The sequence below is a fragment of the Pseudomonas sp. S11P7 genome, assembly GCF_023195435.1.
In the GTDB taxonomy this organism is placed as follows: Bacteria; Pseudomonadota; Gammaproteobacteria; order Pseudomonadales; family Pseudomonadaceae; genus Aquipseudomonas; species Aquipseudomonas fluorescens_G.
On sequence record NZ_JALPKS020000002.1, the window covers coordinates 3,034,726 to 3,050,289 of the forward strand.

18 protein-coding genes and 1 pseudogene are annotated in these 15,564 nt (G+C 59.9%); 9 read left to right on the forward strand and 10 right to left on the reverse strand.

The genetic code is table 11. The features are described 5' to 3' along the window. Window positions 1-212: 212 nt before the first annotated feature. Both M0746_RS13800 and M0746_RS13805 read left to right on the forward strand, forming a co-directional pair. Complete coding sequence (locus M0746_RS13800) at window positions 213-809, forward strand: paraquat-inducible protein A (RefSeq protein ID WP_258449577.1); 597 nt, start codon at window positions 213-215, stop codon at window positions 807-809. Further along, window positions 806-1,492 (forward strand): paraquat-inducible protein A, encoded by a 687-nt coding sequence (locus M0746_RS13805; RefSeq protein WP_258449578.1) that lies wholly within the window; start codon window positions 806-808, stop codon window positions 1,490-1,492. The genes M0746_RS13800 and M0746_RS13805 overlap by 4 nt, the downstream gene beginning before the upstream one ends. On the opposite strand, the gene ydiJ is transcribed toward M0746_RS13805, so the two are convergent. Then, the gene (gene ydiJ, locus M0746_RS13810) at window positions 1,425-4,451 is read right to left on the reverse strand and encodes a D-2-hydroxyglutarate dehydrogenase YdiJ (protein ID WP_258449579.1); all 3,027 of its coding nucleotides are present in this window, start codon (window positions 4,449-4,451) and stop codon (window positions 1,425-1,427) included. The two genes, M0746_RS13805 and ydiJ, sit on opposite strands and share 68 nt — an antisense overlap. Before the next feature lie 158 nt (window positions 4,452-4,609). Here ydiJ and M0746_RS13815 point away from each other — a divergent pair, with 158 nt between their 5' ends. Then, window positions 4,610-5,494, forward strand: coding sequence for a LysR substrate-binding domain-containing protein (locus M0746_RS13815; protein ID WP_258449580.1), 885 nt, complete (start codon window positions 4,610-4,612; stop codon window positions 5,492-5,494). A 102-nt stretch (window positions 5,495-5,596) separates the two neighbouring features. Here the strand turns inward: M0746_RS13815 and M0746_RS13820 are convergent, their stop codons facing one another. Both M0746_RS13820 and M0746_RS13825 read right to left on the reverse strand, forming a co-directional pair. Next, the gene (locus M0746_RS13820; RefSeq protein WP_258449581.1) at window positions 5,597-6,871 is read right to left on the reverse strand and encodes a glucarate dehydratase family protein; all 1,275 of its coding nucleotides are present in this window, start codon (window positions 6,869-6,871) and stop codon (window positions 5,597-5,599) included. 30 nt (window positions 6,872-6,901) lie between these two features. Beyond that, a complete protein-coding gene (locus tag M0746_RS13825; RefSeq protein WP_258449582.1) occupies window positions 6,902-8,269 on the reverse strand; it encodes an MFS transporter in 1,368 nt (455 codons plus the stop codon). Window positions 8,270-8,389: 120 nt separating this feature from the next. Between M0746_RS13825 and M0746_RS13830 the strand changes: the two genes are divergently transcribed. Beyond that, window positions 8,390-9,292, forward strand: a complete 903-nt coding sequence (locus tag M0746_RS13830; protein ID WP_258449583.1) for a LysR substrate-binding domain-containing protein — start codon at window positions 8,390-8,392, stop codon at window positions 9,290-9,292. A gap of 128 nt (window positions 9,293-9,420) precedes the next feature. Here the strand turns inward: M0746_RS13830 and M0746_RS13835 are convergent, their stop codons facing one another. Together M0746_RS13835 and M0746_RS13840 are read right to left on the reverse strand one after the other, a co-directional pair. Beyond that, window positions 9,421-10,026, reverse strand: coding sequence for a DUF6338 family protein (locus M0746_RS13835; RefSeq protein ID WP_258449584.1), 606 nt, complete (start codon window positions 10,024-10,026; stop codon window positions 9,421-9,423). Between the two features lie 107 nt (window positions 10,027-10,133). Beyond that, window positions 10,134-10,469, reverse strand: a complete 336-nt coding sequence (locus M0746_RS13840; RefSeq protein ID WP_258449585.1) for a hypothetical protein — start codon at window positions 10,467-10,469, stop codon at window positions 10,134-10,136. 184 nt (window positions 10,470-10,653) lie between these two features. On the opposite strand from M0746_RS13840, the gene M0746_RS13845 reads away from it, so the two are divergent. After that, window positions 10,654-10,893, forward strand: a complete 240-nt coding sequence (locus M0746_RS13845; RefSeq protein WP_208937797.1) for a hypothetical protein — start codon at window positions 10,654-10,656, stop codon at window positions 10,891-10,893. 67 nt (window positions 10,894-10,960) lie between these two features. Here M0746_RS13845 and M0746_RS13850 read toward each other — a convergent pair whose 3' ends face one another. After that, window positions 10,961-11,158 carry a DUF2188 domain-containing protein gene (locus M0746_RS13850; RefSeq protein WP_208937798.1) on the reverse strand — a complete coding sequence of 66 codons (198 nt, stop codon included), beginning with the start codon at window positions 11,156-11,158 and terminating at the stop codon, window positions 10,961-10,963. A 224-nt stretch (window positions 11,159-11,382) separates the two neighbouring features. Between M0746_RS13850 and M0746_RS13855 the strand changes: the two are divergent. Next, window positions 11,383-11,744: pseudogene (locus M0746_RS13855) on the forward strand (NUDIX hydrolase). A 4-nt stretch (window positions 11,745-11,748) separates the two neighbouring features. Here M0746_RS13855 and M0746_RS13860 read toward each other — a convergent pair. Both M0746_RS13860 and M0746_RS13865 read right to left on the reverse strand, forming a co-directional pair. After that, entirely contained in the window at window positions 11,749-11,991 is a 243-nt protein-coding gene (locus M0746_RS13860; protein ID WP_208937800.1) for a DUF1652 domain-containing protein, read from the reverse strand. A 97-nt stretch (window positions 11,992-12,088) separates the two neighbouring features. Then, window positions 12,089-12,988, reverse strand: a complete 900-nt coding sequence (locus M0746_RS13865; protein ID WP_258449586.1) for a polysaccharide deacetylase family protein — start codon at window positions 12,986-12,988, stop codon at window positions 12,089-12,091. Between the two features lie 211 nt (window positions 12,989-13,199). On the opposite strand from M0746_RS13865, the gene M0746_RS13870 reads away from it, so the two are divergent. Together M0746_RS13870 and M0746_RS13875 are read left to right on the forward strand one after the other, a co-directional pair. Next, window positions 13,200-13,880: an SOS response-associated peptidase family protein gene (locus tag M0746_RS13870; RefSeq protein ID WP_258449587.1), complete on the forward strand. Its 681-nt coding sequence runs from the start codon at window positions 13,200-13,202 to the stop codon at window positions 13,878-13,880. Window positions 13,881-14,128: 248 nt separating this feature from the next. Continuing rightward, window positions 14,129-14,401 (forward strand): hypothetical protein, encoded by a 273-nt coding sequence (locus tag M0746_RS13875; protein WP_090284184.1) that lies wholly within the window; start codon window positions 14,129-14,131, stop codon window positions 14,399-14,401. 46 nt (window positions 14,402-14,447) lie between these two features. Here M0746_RS13875 and M0746_RS13880 read toward each other — a convergent pair whose 3' ends face one another. Continuing rightward, window positions 14,448-14,588 (reverse strand): hypothetical protein, encoded by a 141-nt coding sequence (locus M0746_RS13880; RefSeq protein ID WP_258449588.1) that lies wholly within the window; start codon window positions 14,586-14,588, stop codon window positions 14,448-14,450. A 147-nt stretch (window positions 14,589-14,735) separates the two neighbouring features. Here M0746_RS13880 and M0746_RS13885 point away from each other — a divergent pair, with 147 nt between their 5' ends. Beyond that, the gene (locus M0746_RS13885; protein WP_258449589.1) at window positions 14,736-15,119 is read left to right on the forward strand and encodes a DUF2784 domain-containing protein; all 384 of its coding nucleotides are present in this window, start codon (window positions 14,736-14,738) and stop codon (window positions 15,117-15,119) included. Here M0746_RS13885 and M0746_RS13890 read toward each other — a convergent pair. Further along, the gene (locus M0746_RS13890) at window positions 15,110-15,556 is read right to left on the reverse strand and encodes an Rrf2 family transcriptional regulator (protein WP_258449590.1); all 447 of its coding nucleotides are present in this window, start codon (window positions 15,554-15,556) and stop codon (window positions 15,110-15,112) included. The genes M0746_RS13885 and M0746_RS13890 overlap by 10 nt on opposite strands. Window positions 15,557-15,564 lie beyond the last annotated feature (8 nt).

Genomic DNA, 15,564 nt, shown 5'->3' on the forward strand with positions numbered 1-15,564 from the left:
CAACAATCAGAAACTCACCGACCGGAAAAGCCTTCGCGAGCAGGCTCGCTCCCACAGGGAAACTGTATCCATTCGCGAAAACTGGCTGACTGTCCGCGGTCAAGCCACACAGTAAATCCGCTGTACCGCAGCCACCCAGCATTTGCCCAATCCCCCAGCCTTCTATAGTGATCAAGTCCCCTGCCCTTGCGGCGAGCTGCCGAGCGTGGTCCATGGTCAACACCGAACACCTGATCATCTGCGAGCACTGCGACTGCGTTTACCAGAAAGTCGCCCTCGCCAAACACCAGAAAACCCTCTGCGTACGCTGCGGCGGCGTGCTGCAGCGCTACAACGGCCTGACCATCGAACAGCGTCTGGCCCTGACCTTCACAGCAGCGATGCTCTGGCTGTTCGCCAATTTCTATCCGGTGATGAGCATCAGCCTCCAGGGCCTGAAAAACAGCGCCACGCTGTGGGACTCGGTGCTGGCCCTGAGTCAGGGGCCGATCACCTTCATCGCCATGGTCGCAGCGATCGCAATCATCATCGCCCCGGCCTTTCAACTGGTGCTGCTGATCTGGGTACTGGGTTTTGCCCTGACGTCGCGGCGGGCGCCGGGCTTCAAGCTGTCAATGCGCTGGCTGGAAACCCTGCGCCCGTGGAGCATGCTCGAAGTCTGTCTGCTGGGGGCGATGGTCGCGGTGTTCAAACTCGCCGGACTGCTTGATGTGCTGCCGGGCATCGGCCTGTTCGCCCTCGCGGCACTGAGCCTGATGATGATCCGCATTGCCGGACGCGACATCCGTGAACTGTGGGACATTTTATGAAGCGTCCACCGACCGCCGCCGAGCTCAACCTGTGCCTGTGCCACAGTTGCGGCCTGGCCTGCGACATGCGCGACGAGCCGCATGATTGCCCGCGCTGCGATGCGCCACTGCACCGACGCAAAACCAATTCGCTGACGCGCACCTGGGCCTATATGCTCGCGGCACTGGCCTTTTACGTACCGGCCAATCTGCTGCCGGTGATGAACACGCTGATGCTCGGCAGCGGCGCCGACAGCACGATCATGAGCGGCGTGCTGGAATTCTGGGAAGCCGGAGCGTGGGACATCGCCCTGATCATTTTCATCGCCAGTATCGCCGTGCCAGGGATCAAGTTCGTCGCCCTGACCTTGCTGCTGATCACCGTGCAGCGCGACAGCGCCTGGGCGCGCAAGGAGCGCTCGAAGCTGTACCGCTTCGTCGAGCTGATCGGCTATTGGTCGATGCTCGACGTGCTGGTGGTGGCGCTGGTCGCCGCGCTGGTGAAATTCCAGACGCTGGGCGATATCGAGCCACGACCGGGCATTCTGTTTTTCGGCCTGGTCGTGGTGTTCACCATGCTCGCGGCGATGAGCTTCGATCCGCGGCTGATCTGGGACAAGGACCGCGACGACAGCGTCAGCGACGCTGAGCCGCCAACAGCACCTGTAACGGATGACGCAACGCCTGATCCGACTGGCGCTTGACCTGACTGCGGCACGAATAACCGGTCGCCAGCGCTTCGCCCTGCTCCGCCGATGCGTCGACCTGACGCGCCCACGACTGCTCGTAGATCAGCGCCGAGGTCTGGCGATTGCGCGCCTCGTGACCGTACGTGCCGGACATGCCGCAGCAACCGGTGGCCTGAGTCGCCAGTTTCAACCCGGCACGTTCGAACACCTGCTCCCATTGCCGAGTCGCGGCGGGCGCGTTGGTTTTCTCGGTGCAGTGGGCGAGCAGGCGGAATTTTGCCTCGCTCTGTTGCGGCGCCTGTTCGGGCATTGCCTTGAGCAACCACTCTTGTACCAGTTGCACCTCGGGGCAGGCCTGCAGACCGGGAACCTTGAGGTATTCCTGGCGATAGACCAGCGTCATGGCCGGGTCGAGTCCCAGCAATGGCACGCCGATGTCCGCCAGTTCACGCAACTGCCGGGCATTACGCAGCGCCGCGCGATTGAACGCCGCGAGGAAGCCTTGCACATGCAACGGCTTGCCGTTGGCGCTGAACGGCGCCAGGTAAACCTGATAACCAAGGCGCGAAATCAACTCGACCAGATCCGCCAGCAGCGGCGCTTCGAAATACCGGGTGAAGGCGTCCTGGACGATCACCACGCTGCGTTCACGCTGCGCCGGTGTCAGCGCTGACAGCGTCGCAACGGTTGCCGGCTGCACCTGCCAGCGGCGCATCGCCGCGTGGAAATCGAAACGGCTGAGCAACGGCACATCGACCATGCCACCGACGCGCTCAAGCAGACCGCGCACCCACGCCGCGCCCATCAAACCGTTGTAGAGCGCCGGAATTCGCGCCATGTACGGAATGCTGTACTCCAGCGAAGCGATCAGATAATCCCGCGCCGGACGCAGATACCGTGTGTGGTACAGCTCAAGAAAACGCGAGCGAAAATCCGGCACGTTGACCTTGACCGGGCACTGTCCCGCGCAGGATTTGCACGCCAGGCAACCGGCCATGGCGTCGTAGACCTCATGGGAAAAATCCGCCGATTGCGATCGCGTGTTGCGCCAGCGCTGCCATAACGTCGCAAAGAACGCCGGTCGGCGAATCGCTCCGGACAACACGTCGACACCCGCCTCGCCCTGCAACCGCAACCACTCGCGGATCAACGAGGCGCGGCCCTTGGGCGATTGCGCGCGCTCGCGGGTGGCTTTCCACGACGGGCACATGGCGTCATCGGGATCGAAGTTGTAGCAGGCGCCATTGCCGTTGCAATGCATCGCCGCGCCGTAATCCTGCCAGACCTTTTCGTCGATCTGCCGATCGAGTTCGCCGCGCAGGGTCACCTCATCGATTTTCAGCAGCGCCGCGCCGGCGTTGGCCGGCGTGGCGATCTTGCCGGGATTGAACTGATTGAACGGGTCGAACGCGGCTTTCAGCGCTTGCAGTGCCGGGTACAGCTCGCCGAAAAACGCCGGCGCGTATTCCGAGCGCAAGCCTTTGCCGTGCTCGCCCCAGAGCAGACCGCCGTAACGCTGAGTGAGCGCTGCAACGCCGTCCGATACCGGGCGCACCAACGCCGCTTGCTGCGGATCTTTCATGTCGAGAATCGGCCGTACGTGCAGCACGCCGGCATCGACGTGGCCGAACATGCCGTACTGCAAGCCGTGGCTGTCGAGCAGATCGCGCAGCTCGGCGATGTACTCGGCCAGGTGCTGCGGCGGTACTGCGGTGTCCTCGACAAACGGTTGCGGCCGCGCTTCGCCAGCGACGTTGCCGAGCAGGCCGACCGCGCGCTTGCGCATGCCGTAGACCTTGTTCACCGCCGCGTGACCGACCGCCAGCGTGTGGCCCAGGCGTTCGACGGTTTGATCACTGCTCAGGTGCTCGACAAACGCAGCGACGCGAGCTTGCAGCTCTTCCGGATCGTCGCCGCAGAATTCAACCAGGTTGATGCCCAATGTCGGCCGCTCGGCGCTGGCCGGGAAATACTCGGCGACGCCATGCCAGACAATGTCCTGCATCGCCAGCAGCAACACTTTCGAATCGACGGTTTCGATCGACAGCGGCTTGAGCGCCATCAACGCCCGCGCATCGCGCAGCGCGTCCATGAAACCGGCGTAGCGGATGTTCACCAGCATCGTGTGCTTGGGTATCGGCAACACATTCAGCCGCGCCTCGACGACAAAACCGAGCGAACCTTCGGCGCCGCACAACACGCTGTTGAGGTTGAAACGGCCATCCGCCTCACGCAGGTGCGCGAGGTCGTAACCGGTCAGGCAGCGGTTGAGGTCGGGAAAGCGCTGTTCGATCAGTTCGCCCTGCTCATCAATGATCTGCCGCGCGCAGCGATAGACTTCACCGACCCGGTCATCACGCGCGCACAGCGTTTGCAACTCGCTCTCGTCCAGCGCCTGAGTGTGCAAACGCTCGCCGCCACGCAGGATCATGTCGAGTTCCAGCACATGGTCGCGGGTCTTGCCGTAGGTGCAACTGCCCTGGCCGCTGGCATCGGTGTTGATCATGCCGCCGACGGTGGCGCGGTTGGATGTAGACAGTTCCGGGGCGAAAAACAGCCCGGCGGATTTCAGCGCGGCATTGAGCTGATCCTTGACCACGCCGGCCTGCACCCGCACCCAGCGTTGCTCGACGTTGATTTCGAGAATGCGGTTCATGTAGCGCGACAAGTCGACGACGATGCCGTCCGTCAGCGACTGGCCGTTGGTGCCGGTGCCGCCGCCGCGTGGCGTGATCACCACGTGCTGATGCGCCGGCTCGGCGATCAGCTTCGCCACTCGCGCGACATCGTCGGCATCCATGGGAAACACCGCCGCTTGGGGCAGGCGCTGATAAATCGAGTTATCGGTGGCCAGTACCACGCGACTGGCGTAATCGGCGCTGATCTCACCGCGAAAACCGCTGGCCTTGAGGGCTTTGAGGAACGCCTGGTAATCGGCGGTGAGGGTGCTTGCGGGCGACAGCTGGGCAATCATTGGTCAGGGTATCTCGGTGAAAATCGGGCCGTGTGGCGGTGAACAGTTGTACGCAACGAATGATTGCGTCAGGCTCCGCCATCTCAGGGTGTCCATGTTCATTGCTGGCAAACGTTGGGACAACCGTAAATTCGACCCGCTATTGATGACTTTTGCGAATGAATCCGCGCACGCTTACTCCGTCCATGTCGTTATTGCTGGCTTTCGAGGCCGCTGCCCGCCACGAAAGCTACACCCGCGCCGCCCACGAACTGTCGCTGACGCAAAGTGCGGTCAGCCGTCAGGTGCAGATTCTGGAAAAAATGCTCGGCATGCGCCTGTTCACTCGCGAAGGCCGGCAAGTGGTGCTGACAGACGTCGGGCGCCTGTATCAACGGGAGTTGAACGAAGCGCTCGGGCAGATACGCAGCGCGACGCTGCAGGCGATGGCATTCGGTTCCGGCATTCACAGCCTGCGCCTGGCGACGCTGCCAACCTTCGGCTCGAAATGGCTGCTGCCGCGACTCAAGGATTTCTACACCGCGCATCCGGGCATGACCGTGCATTTGCATTCGCGCATCGAAGCAATCGACTTCGATACCAGCGAAATCGACGCGGCGATCTGCGTCGGTGGCGGCGATTGGCCGGGGCTGACCGCCCTGCCCTTGCACACCGAGGAACTGGTGGTCATTGCCAGCGCGCAACTGTCCGCCGCCGAGCGCGACGACGCCGAACGACACATCGCCGGGCAACTGCTGCTCAATGTCAGCAGCAATGCCCAGGCGTGGGCGGAATGGTTCAGTCAGCACAGCTTGCCCCATCGCAGCATGCGCATCGGGCCAAGCTTTGAAATGACCTCACACCTGATTCAAGCGGTGCGGGCCAATATTGGTGTGGGGCTGGTGCCGCGGATTCTGGTCGAGGATGAGCTGGCGAATGGCGAGCTGCTGCAACTGGGCGAGCCGATCACCAGTCGGCGCAGCTACTATCTGGTGTATCCGCCGCGAAATGAAAAGCTGCCGTCGCTGGCGGCGTTTCGGGATTGGCTGATGCATACACTCTGAAGAATTCAGTTGCTCCGTTCGCGAGCAGGCTCGCTCCCACATTTGGAATACATTTCCTCTGTGGGAGCGAGCCTGCTCGCGAAGGCGCCAGATCTGGTGATCTCAAAACCTCGGCTTGACCGCCCTCCAATCCGGCTTGTACCGCTGCATCTGCCGTACATCATCGCGCTGGCGAATCCCGCAGGTCAGGTATTGATCATGCAGTTTGCCCAACTGCTCATGATCCAGTTCCAGCCCGAGCCCGGGCGCGCGACTGATCTTCACGCAGCCATCGACAATCGGCAGCTTGCCGCCCTTGATCACCTCTTCGTCCGGCTCCTGCCATGGGTAATGGGTGTCGCAGGCGTAATCCAGATTTGGCACAGCGGCCGCGACATGCGCCATGGCCATCAGGCTGATCCCCAGGTGCGAGTTGGAGTGCATCGATACACCGAGGCCGAATACCTCGCACATTTTCGCCAGGGTCTGGGTGTCGCGCAGGCCACCCCAATAGTGGTGGTCGGCGAGCACGATCTGCACGCTGTTCTGCGCCACGCTGCGGCGAAACTCCTCGAAATCGGTGACCACCATATTGGTCGCCAGCGGCAGGCCGGTGCGCTTGTGCAGTTCAGCCATACCGTCGAGGCCTGGCGTCGGGTCTTCGTAATATTGCAGATCATCACCGAGCAGCTCGGCCATGCGAATCGAGGTTTGCAGCGACCAGTTGCCATTCGGATCGATGCGCAGCGGGTAGCCGGGAAAGGCTTTCTTCAGCGCCTTGATGCAGGCCACTTCGTGTTCCGGGGGCAAGGTGCCGGCCTTGAGCTTGATACTCTTGAAACCGTACGCCTCGATCATCCGCGTCGCTTGCGCAACGATCTGCTGCTCGCTGAGCGCTTCGCCCCAATCATCCGGCTTGTACGGCGAATCGACATGCTGCGCGTATTTGAAAAACAGGTAGGCGCTGAACGGTACTTCTTCGCGGATCGCGCCGCCGAGCAGGTCCACCAGCGGCACGTTCAGGTAATGCGCCTGCAGATCGAGAAACGCCACTTCGAACGCCGAATAGGCGTTGCTCACCGCTTTGCTGGCATGTGAACCCGGCGCCAGCTCGGCTCCGGCCAGACTGGCCGGTTTGTGCGCCGCCACCGTCGCCTGCACGATCGCACGCAACTGATTGAGGTTGAACGGGTCGAGACCGATCAGTTGCGCCTGCACTTGTTGCTGGATCGCCAGCGCCGGCGCGTCGCCATAACTTTCACCGAGGCCGATGTAACCGTTATCGCTTTCGATCTCGATGATCGAGCGCAGGGCATAGGGTTCGTGGATGCCACTGGCGTTGAGCAGCGGCGGATCACGAAAGGCAATCGGGGTGACCGTGACACGGGTGATTTTCAAGATGATGCTCCTGACAGATCAACAATCGATTCAGTGGCTCGCGGCCGGGCTGGCCGTCGCGACGACGGCGGTTTCATCAGCGGGCTTTGCCGGGGTTTTGCCTTTGGCGCCCGGCGCCGTACGGGCAAAGAAAATCACCACCGCGGCGATCAGTGAAGTCGCCGCCAGGCCATACAGTCCGCCCTCGATTGAGCCGGTGGTTTGTTCGAGAATGCCGAACGCCGTCGGCGCGACGAAGCCGCCGAGATTGCCGATGGAATTGATCAGTGCGATCACCGCCGCCGCGATGCGCGCATCGAGATAGCTCTGCGGGATCGGCCAGAACAGCGCCGATGCCGCTTTGAAGCCAATCGCCGCGAAGCAGATGGCAACGAAGGCGAAAACCGGACCGCCGGTGGTCGACATGAACATGCCAATAGCGGCGATCACCAGGGTCAGAGCGACCCACGCCTGCTGGAACTTCCACTTGCCGGCCATCGCGGCGAACCCGTACATGGCAACAATCGAAATGATCCACGGAATCGAATTGAGCAGGCCGACCTGGAAGTCGCCAAGGTTGCCCATCTTCTTGATCATGCTCGGCAGCCAGAACGTCGCGCCGTAAATGGTCAGGGCAATCGAAAAATAGATGAAGCAGAACAACGCGATTTGCCGATCCGCCAGCAACTTGAACATTGACGGCTTGCTCACCTGCACTGCTTCGCGGGCACGCTGCTCTTCAGCGATCGCCGCGACCAGCGCTTCACGCTCGTCTTCGCTCAGCCACTTCGCCTGACGCGGATGCGATTGCAGCCAGAACCAGACGAACGCGCACAGCACCACCGACGCCGCGCCCTCGATCAGAAACATCCACTGCCAGCCGTGCAGGCCCAGGCCGCTGATGTGCAGCAACGCACCGGACACCGGGCCGGAGATCACCGAGGCAATCGCCGAGCCACTGAGAAACACCGCCATGGTCTTGCCGCGTTCGGAGGCTGGCAGCCATTGCGTGAAGTAATAGATGATTCCCGGAAAGAACCCCGCCTCGGCCGCGCCAAGAATGAAGCGCAACACATAGAAGCTGGTTTCACCGCGCACGAACGCCATGGCCATGGCGGCCGCACCCCAGGTGAACATGATCCGCGTCAGCCATACCCGTGCGCCGTAACGCTGCAACAGCATGTTGGAGGGCACTTCGAACAACGCGTAGCCGATAAAGAACAGACCGGCGCCAAGGCCATATGCCGCAGCCCCGATACCCAGATCGGTTTCCAGATGACTGCGGACAAAGCCGATGTTGACCCGATCGATGTAGTTGACGATGAACATCACCACGAACAGCGGCAGCACGTGGCGCTTGACCTTGGCGGCGGCACGGGCGAGCACCGTGACGTCCGCTGGACTCTGCAGGGTTTTCAAGGGGCGACTCCCGATCTTGTTGTTTTTAGGAATGGCGTGAAGCGATGGGTCGATCATGGACGCCGTGCATTGATCCCGTCTAATCTAACTTGGCATTCGATTGATACCCGGATTAGATCAATGTTCGAACTGACCCAACTGCGTTGCTTCACCACCGTTGCCACCGAACTGAATTTTCGCCGCGCCGCCGAACGGCTCAACATGACTCAGCCGCCGCTGAGCCGGCAGATCCAGTTGCTGGAGCATCACCTCGGCGTCGAATTGTTCACCCGCAGCACCCGTAGCGTTGCGCTGACGGCCGCCGGGCGCGCATTTTTCATCGAAGCGCAGAATTTGCTTGAGCGCGCCCAGCAGGCAGCAATCACCGCGCGGCGTTTCGCCGAGGGTGATATCGGCTCGGTGAACATCAGTTTTGTCGGCAGCGCGGTGTATGAGTTTTTGCCCAAGGTGATCGCCGAGGCACGCTTGAAACAGCCGCAGGTGAAAATCGATCTGAGCGAGATGAACACCTATCAGCAACACGAAGCCCTGCGCGCACGACGCATCGATCTGGGCATCGCCCGCGCGCCGCTGCTGGAGCCGGGCTACGCCACCGAATGCCTGGTCCGTGAGCCGTTTGTGCTGGCGGTGCCCAGTGCACATCCGTTGGCGACCGCCGCGCAAGTGCTGGTCAGCGATCTGGATCAACAGCCGTTTCTGATGTATTCACACGCGGCCTATCCCCCGTTCAACGAACTGCTGACCGGCATGCTGCGCTCGGCGCGGGTCGCACCGGACTACGTGCAGTGGCTGGGTTCATCACTGACGATTCTGGCGTTGGTCAACGCCGGCATGGGCCTGGCGCTGGTACCGCGTTGCGCGACCAGCGTGGTGTTCAAGAACGTGGTGTTTCGCGATATTGATCTGGGCGAGGGGGTGCAGAGCGAACTGCACCTGATCTGGCGGGAGAACAATGACAACCCGGCGTTTGCGATGCTGCTGGAAGCGATTCGCCGGGCTGTGGCGCAAGGTTGGGGCGGGTAAAAAAGCTTACTGGTTTTTAAGCGGTGGTGGACCACTAGGTGCCTTGGGCTGCGCATTCGCCACAGGCTTGCCATCTGGCGTGTAACGACGTGCGACCCATTCTGGCATTGGTTGCGGTGCTCTGGCTGTCATGACGACACCTCCTGTTTCGGGCCGAATTCGACCCATTTGACTTTCCCGGAATCTATCAGCAAAAACTCGGCGCCAAAAGGCACTTCTTTCCCGTCGGCATCCAGCCAACACGGATTTTGCATCACGAACTGGCCATTGCTGGCCTCTGGTGGCCACTCCACAGGCCAGCCAAAAACGCGCCTTTCATCGTTCAGATGCAGCGTGATGAGGCGATGGTGCTGGGCAAAAATGCTGAACCATTCACTGGGGTAGGAAGATTGTTTCGTCACGTTTCGACCGCGTAACCAGCCATGCAATTTGTCATTGGTGGCCAGATAACAGGACAGCAGTCCAAGCGTCAGCGACACAACGAATGCCCACATGGTTTCGGCTTTGGCGTCCCAGCGGCCGATGGAAAAACCTTTCGAACCCACCCACAAACACAGAGAGCCTATCGCCCAGACCGCTCCCTGAACCACAAACGTGAAAATCAACGCCTGCACAATCTGCCCGAATGTATCAGGCCGTTTGAACGCTGTGAGCGAATAGAAAATCCATGCGGATAGAAACCCGGGAATCAGATACTGCAACAACGGTATGACTTCTTTGACCAGATCATCCATGATCCGAGGCTCCCTTCGAGGTCTTGCCGACCGACACTCGAAAGCCTAGCGCACGCTGGCAAACGGTTTGCTTACAACTGTCACCGCGCGTTTCACGCCGTAGACGGCTACAGGCAATCACGCACCGATTGGCGCAACGCCCCCGACTTGGCCCATGGCGGCCCCTGATACAACGAAACCCGGCTGCCGTCCTTGTATTTGACGATATCCAGGATCTCATCCGCAGTGATGACACTTGGCGCGGTGATGCGGTAGCCGTTGGAGATAGAGGTTTGCGAGGTCTTCGCTACATCCCGCTGCCACAACGGTAATACACAGGCGGCATAGTCCTTGGGTGCCTTGTCGCTGGTCTTGCTGACATTCGGTTCACCCGGCACGAGTGACCTCGGCAACGAGCAACCCGCCAACAGGGCAAACGCCAAAACCCCGATCCACATCCGCATGGTGTATTCCTGATCCAAAAAAAAGCGAATGTAACGTGTAACCGGGCGTACATCCATCGTGGCACGCCGCCCGTGGTTCAATCTGCACAACTTTTCACAACCTGGACAGACAGACGAACGAGCTTTGCCCATCGGCGAAAAAATGCGACTACTCTCTTTTACCGAGAATGTTCAGGAGATGATCATGCGGCTCAATGAATACGAACACGAACTTCAGCGCGACCTGCAAAGCGTTGCATCGGACTTGCGCTGGTCAGCTGTCGATCTGAAACGCATCGCCGAGCAGTTGCGCAAATCGGGCAACGAAGCGGACGCGCAAGCGGTGCTGAGGTCGTGCCAGGTGCTGCAAAGCGATGAGGAACGGCTGCAAATCTACGCCAAAGAAGTGAAAGCGCGGGCCATCAGCCGAATCAAGGTGCACTGAGTATCAACCTGGTTTCCCCTTCAACCAAAGAGCCCCGGCATTTGCCGGGGCTCTCGGTTACAACCATTCACTGAGCTGTGTGACTTTTCGCCCGCGTCGAGCGTTTTTTGTAGCCAGGCAGTGCTGCGGCGTAAGCCAGCGCCTCCTCTTTGCTGGCAAACGATGCCAGCCGGTCACCCTGGGTGCAGACCCGCCACGGGCCATTGTTCACGCTAAGCACGTCATAGCCGTTCATGTGCATCTTGTTCAACATCGGCATGCTCATGGACACCTCCATAGTTGCTTACGGTCAGTTCAAGCTTCACCGGCTTACCTTACACCCTGACTCACAGAATTTGCCGACCGGATGTCGCCAGGTCTGACCCTCAGAAATCTTGCACTTTACGCCACCACGCGCGCTCAAAATCTTATTGAAACCTTTACTTGAGGCATCGGCTCAAATATTGCAGTTTGATGACAATATCGTGACAAGCCGTAAACAGGTAACACATGAAAGTACGTGCAACCGTTATATGCGAACAGGATCGCCACATCCTCCTGGTCCGCAAACCGCGCAGCCACTGGACATTGCCCGGCGGCAAGGTCGAGCCTGGGAAACCCGCGCGCAGGCGGCCGTGCGTGAATTGCAGGAAGAAACCGGGCTGAATGCCGACGATGTGTTGTATTTGATGGAAATGCAGAGCGGCAGCACCCGGCATCATGTATATGAAGCGTCGGTTGCAGACCTCGAGAAGGTGCGCCCGCAGAACGAAATCATCGATTGCCTCTGGCATCCGCTGGATGCGGTGCGTCATTTGAAGACCAATGAAGCGACGCTGCGCATTGTTGAAGCGTTTCAACGGCGTCTATGACGCCTTAACCGGCAAACGCCCGGCGCCCGGCGCTCATCTCCGTGCGCAGTTCACCGATGAAGTTTGATATGGCGCGAATCGTGACGAGATGTTCCGGCGATACGCCGTTGAGCAGCAACTCGACCCGGCCGTTTTCCGGCCGATAGACCTTGATCTGTAACAGACCATGCGACATGGATCTGCATTCGCATTCAAACCCGGGAAAGCCTGATTCAACGATGCAGCAGATGTCGTCAAGAGCAAGCATGGGGGCACGCCTCGCGGGCGATGGGGCCGTTTAATCGATAGAGCATAGATCAGCATCTGCAGATGCGTTGACGCTGGAATGTCTATTGGTTCACAAATCAGTGCGAGTCATGATCCCAGATCCAGTTCCACATTCCCGGCAGACTCACCGGCTCCGAGCTTTTTTCAACGGTGCGCGCCAGCGCCGCTTTTTGCAGCGCTTCGTGATCATCATAGAAAGGCTTGCGGTCCAGCTTCACGCCCGTAGCGGCCGCGCTGTCGAGCAGGATCTGCAGATATTCGCGGGTATGTCGCGCGGTGTAGCGATTGAGGTCATGAAAGGTCATCACCACCGGTATCACTCCGTCCACCGTTGGCAATTCCCCCGCGGCGATACGTTCACGCACCTCGGATAACTGCCGCAGCAAATTGGCGCGCCGACGTGGGCTGGCATTGAAGCCCCAGATCTTGCCGTCGTTGGCACTTAGATCCGTCAGCAACACCTGCAAACCGTGCTGCTGATACGCGGCGAAGGTGCGTTTGTCGTAATTCCAGAATGGCGGACGCAGCAATTTCGGCGGCGCCCCGGTGATCGCAGCGATATCGGCCGTGCCGTTACTCAGCGACGCTTCCAGTTGTTGCGGGTCGAGTGAACGATGATTGGTGTGCCAGTGAGTCGCCGTGTGAAACGCGAGGATGTGGCCCTCATCGTGTTCACGCCGCATCAGACTGCGACCAGTCTCGCTGTTACCCGCACGCGGCGCACGGGTCTGCACAAAAAACACCGCTTTGATATTGGCTTGCAGCGGATTGTCCTTGAGGCCGTCAAGCACCATCGCCGTCGGGTTCCACAAACTCGAGGCGCTGGGACCGTCGTCGAAGGTCAACAAGAAACGCACCGGTGCCTGGGCCTGCAGGCGCGCTTGGGTCTGCGCAGTCATTTCTATCGGTGCGGCGATGCAACCGGCCAGGACGAGCACCATGAGCGCAGCAGTAAAAAGCTTGAATCCAGATGTCATGTTCGCCTTGAGCGCGAGCGCTGCCGTCATGTTGTCGATTGGCAACTTCCCTCGCCCTTCCCGCCCCTGAACCGCCCTTCGCGAGCCGAGATGGGACAGGGTACACAGGCTTTGGTTCCGGCGCTCGCTACGTCATTGCGCTTTGACGCAGAGAGTTTCCGCTGGAGACCTCAGCGACTATCCTGAAATGGCCAACCGGAGATTTCAGCCCATGTGCGGAAGACTCTCGCAATATCGCGGCATACATGACTTCGTCGCCACACTGAGCATTCCCGACGCCTTGATCAATCACGTCGGCGATGCGCCGCTGGCCCGCTACAACGCGGCGCCGACCACCGCGCTGGCGGTTCTCCATCAACAGGGGCAAAGCATTCAGGCCGACAACCTGCGCTGGGGCTGGCGGCCGCACTGGGCCACGGATCGCCCGGCGCCGATCAATGCCCGCGTAGAAAAAGTCGCCCATGGCGCTTTTTTCCGCGCGATCTGGCGCCATCGCCTGATTGTCCCCGTCGACAACTGGTTTGAATGGGTCGATACCGGCGAAAAAACCCGCCAGCCATGGCTGATTCGTCGAGCGGACCAGGGCGCGGTTTTCTGCGCCGCCATCGGCCAGTTTCCCACAGCGCAAAGCGCGGCTCGAAACGATGACGGTTTTTTGATCATTACCGCCGAGGCGGTCGGAGGCCTGCTCGATGTCCATGATCGCCGCCCGGTGGTGTTCGGCGCGGAACTGGCACGCGAGTGGCTCGATCCGGCGACCACCATTGAGCGCGCCGAGCAGATGTTGTTGTTCGAAGGTGAAGGCAGCGAGTCGTTCGAATGGCACAAAGTCGGCAAAGCCGTCGGTAACGTCCGCAATCAAAATGCTGAATTGATTCAGCCGGTTGAATGAGCGGTGAACGCGATTTGAGCAAATCATTGACTCGGCGTCATTACAACGGCTGTTTCACTGCTGAAACAGTGCGAATGTAACCGATACGCAAATAGACCAACCGCTTGTCAGACAACCCGACCATCGTACATACATTTCGCTGCACTACAGCTAGCATGCGCGCCGCATTTCCATTTGGTATACCAGTTGACCAAAGAGTCAACAAACCAGGATCCCAATAACATCTACAAGCCTTGCAGAGAACTAAGTTGCGCGACGATTTTGCAATCAAACAGGTCGGTGGCCTGGAGTGTATTCATCTGTCCACGACAGAACGCTTTGAACTCGACTGTTTTATCGGCCACTACATCAAGACTCGAAACCTGAGTGCCGTTCCCGACATCGAACGCACCCTGCGCAGTACCCTCGAAAACTATCCCGGCCATGCGCCAGTGATGGTCAACGAGCTGAATGCCTGGATCGACAGGACACTGGGCTATCGGGCTTCACACCCGGACTTCACCCAGCTGGACGATCTTTGAGCCTGTGAAAAAGCCCCGCACTTGCGGGGCTCTTCGTATCGACTGTCTAGAACTTGCGGTCAGGTTCGGAAAGCTCCTGGCTATCGTCATGCTTCCAGGTTTTTTCCTTGCGCTTCTCGCGTTCTATTTCTTCTTCGCTCGGTTGATCCGTGTCTTTCTCGTTTTCAGGCTGTTTTTGCTCACTCACCCTGCGCACCTCCTGCCATCGTCAACAGTCTTTCTTGAAGCGTAGATCAGGTTTCAGCCAATGGCTTCATGCGTGACGTCTGCCCTGAGCTTTAATCTCCGCGCCGGCGTAACATGGCGACATTCACGATCGCGTCAGGGAGACGACATGCTGTACCGAATCGCAGCCGACGGGCTGGTGCTGTTTCATTTGTCTTTCATTCTGTTCGTGCTGTTTGGCGGTCTGCTGGTGCTCAAATGGCCACGCTTGCTGTGGCTGCATTTGCCGGCTGCCGCCTGGGGCGTGGCGGTCGAGGTGCTGCATTTGACCTGCCCGCTGACCTACTGGGAAAACCTCATGCGTCACGCCGCCGGGCAGACCGAATACGCCGGTGGCTTCATCGAGCATTACATCTGGCCGATCATCTACCCGGCCGGACTGACCCCGCAGATTCAACTGGTGCTCGGCAGCGTGGTGCTGGCGATCAACGTGCTGGTGTACGGGCGCTTGATCCGCTCGTGGAAGTTGCGTCGCGCCGCCGCTCAGCCCTGATCGACCTCGCACACGGTTTTGAAACGCGAATCGAAATCCGCCGCCAGATCCGCCAGCGTGATACTGCCCAGCCGCGACAGCAATAGCGCCTGCGCCTCATCGAAGGTGCGGGTCAGCGCTGCATTCACAGCCTGCTCGACCAGGCACTGCGGATGATCCGTCGATAAACCGATGGAAAAAATCGACTGCGTGCCCAATGCATGGTGAATATCCAGCAACGTAATCTGCTTCAACGGTTTGGCCAGCGCCCAGCCGCCCTGATGGCCCTTCTCCGACGTCACGAAACCCTGCTCCTTGAGCAAGCCCATGGTGCGCCGCACCACCACCGGATTGGTGCCAAGCATCCCGGCGATGGTTTCCGAGGTGGCGCGTTTTTCATGGCGATCCATGTGAATCAACACATGCAGCATGCGCGACAGGCGCGTGTCATTTCTCACTTGAGCAT

Excerpts from the sequence above, each read along its gene's own strand:
- M0746_RS13805 (WP_258449578.1), top strand. The coding sequence starts at position 806 with ATGAAGCGTCCACCGACCGCCGCCGAGCTCAACCTGTGCCTGTGCCAC.
- M0746_RS13860 (WP_208937800.1), bottom strand. The coding sequence starts at position 11,991 with ATGCTTGCTCTTGACGACATCTGCTGCATCGTTGAATCAGGCTTTCCC.
- M0746_RS13850 (WP_208937798.1), bottom strand. The coding sequence starts at position 11,158 with ATGAGCATGCCGATGTTGAACAAGATGCACATGAACGGCTATGACGTG.
- M0746_RS13870 (WP_258449587.1), top strand. The coding sequence starts at position 13,200 with ATGTGCGGAAGACTCTCGCAATATCGCGGCATACATGACTTCGTCGCC.
- M0746_RS13835 (WP_258449584.1), bottom strand. The coding sequence starts at position 10,026 with ATGGATGATCTGGTCAAAGAAGTCATACCGTTGTTGCAGTATCTGATT.
- M0746_RS13885 (WP_258449589.1), top strand. The coding sequence starts at position 14,736 with ATGCTGTACCGAATCGCAGCCGACGGGCTGGTGCTGTTTCATTTGTCT.
- M0746_RS13840 (WP_258449585.1), bottom strand. The coding sequence starts at position 10,469 with ATGCGGATGTGGATCGGGGTTTTGGCGTTTGCCCTGTTGGCGGGTTGC.
- M0746_RS13865 (WP_258449586.1), bottom strand. The coding sequence starts at position 12,988 with ATGACATCTGGATTCAAGCTTTTTACTGCTGCGCTCATGGTGCTCGTC.
- ydiJ (WP_258449579.1), bottom strand. The coding sequence starts at position 4,451 with ATGATTGCCCAGCTGTCGCCCGCAAGCACCCTCACCGCCGATTACCAG.
- M0746_RS13830 (WP_258449583.1), top strand. The coding sequence starts at position 8,390 with ATGTTCGAACTGACCCAACTGCGTTGCTTCACCACCGTTGCCACCGAA.
- M0746_RS13800 (WP_258449577.1), top strand. The coding sequence starts at position 213 with ATGGTCAACACCGAACACCTGATCATCTGCGAGCACTGCGACTGCGTT.
- M0746_RS13815 (WP_258449580.1), top strand. The coding sequence starts at position 4,610 with ATGAATCCGCGCACGCTTACTCCGTCCATGTCGTTATTGCTGGCTTTC.
- M0746_RS13845 (WP_208937797.1), top strand. The coding sequence starts at position 10,654 with ATGCGGCTCAATGAATACGAACACGAACTTCAGCGCGACCTGCAAAGC.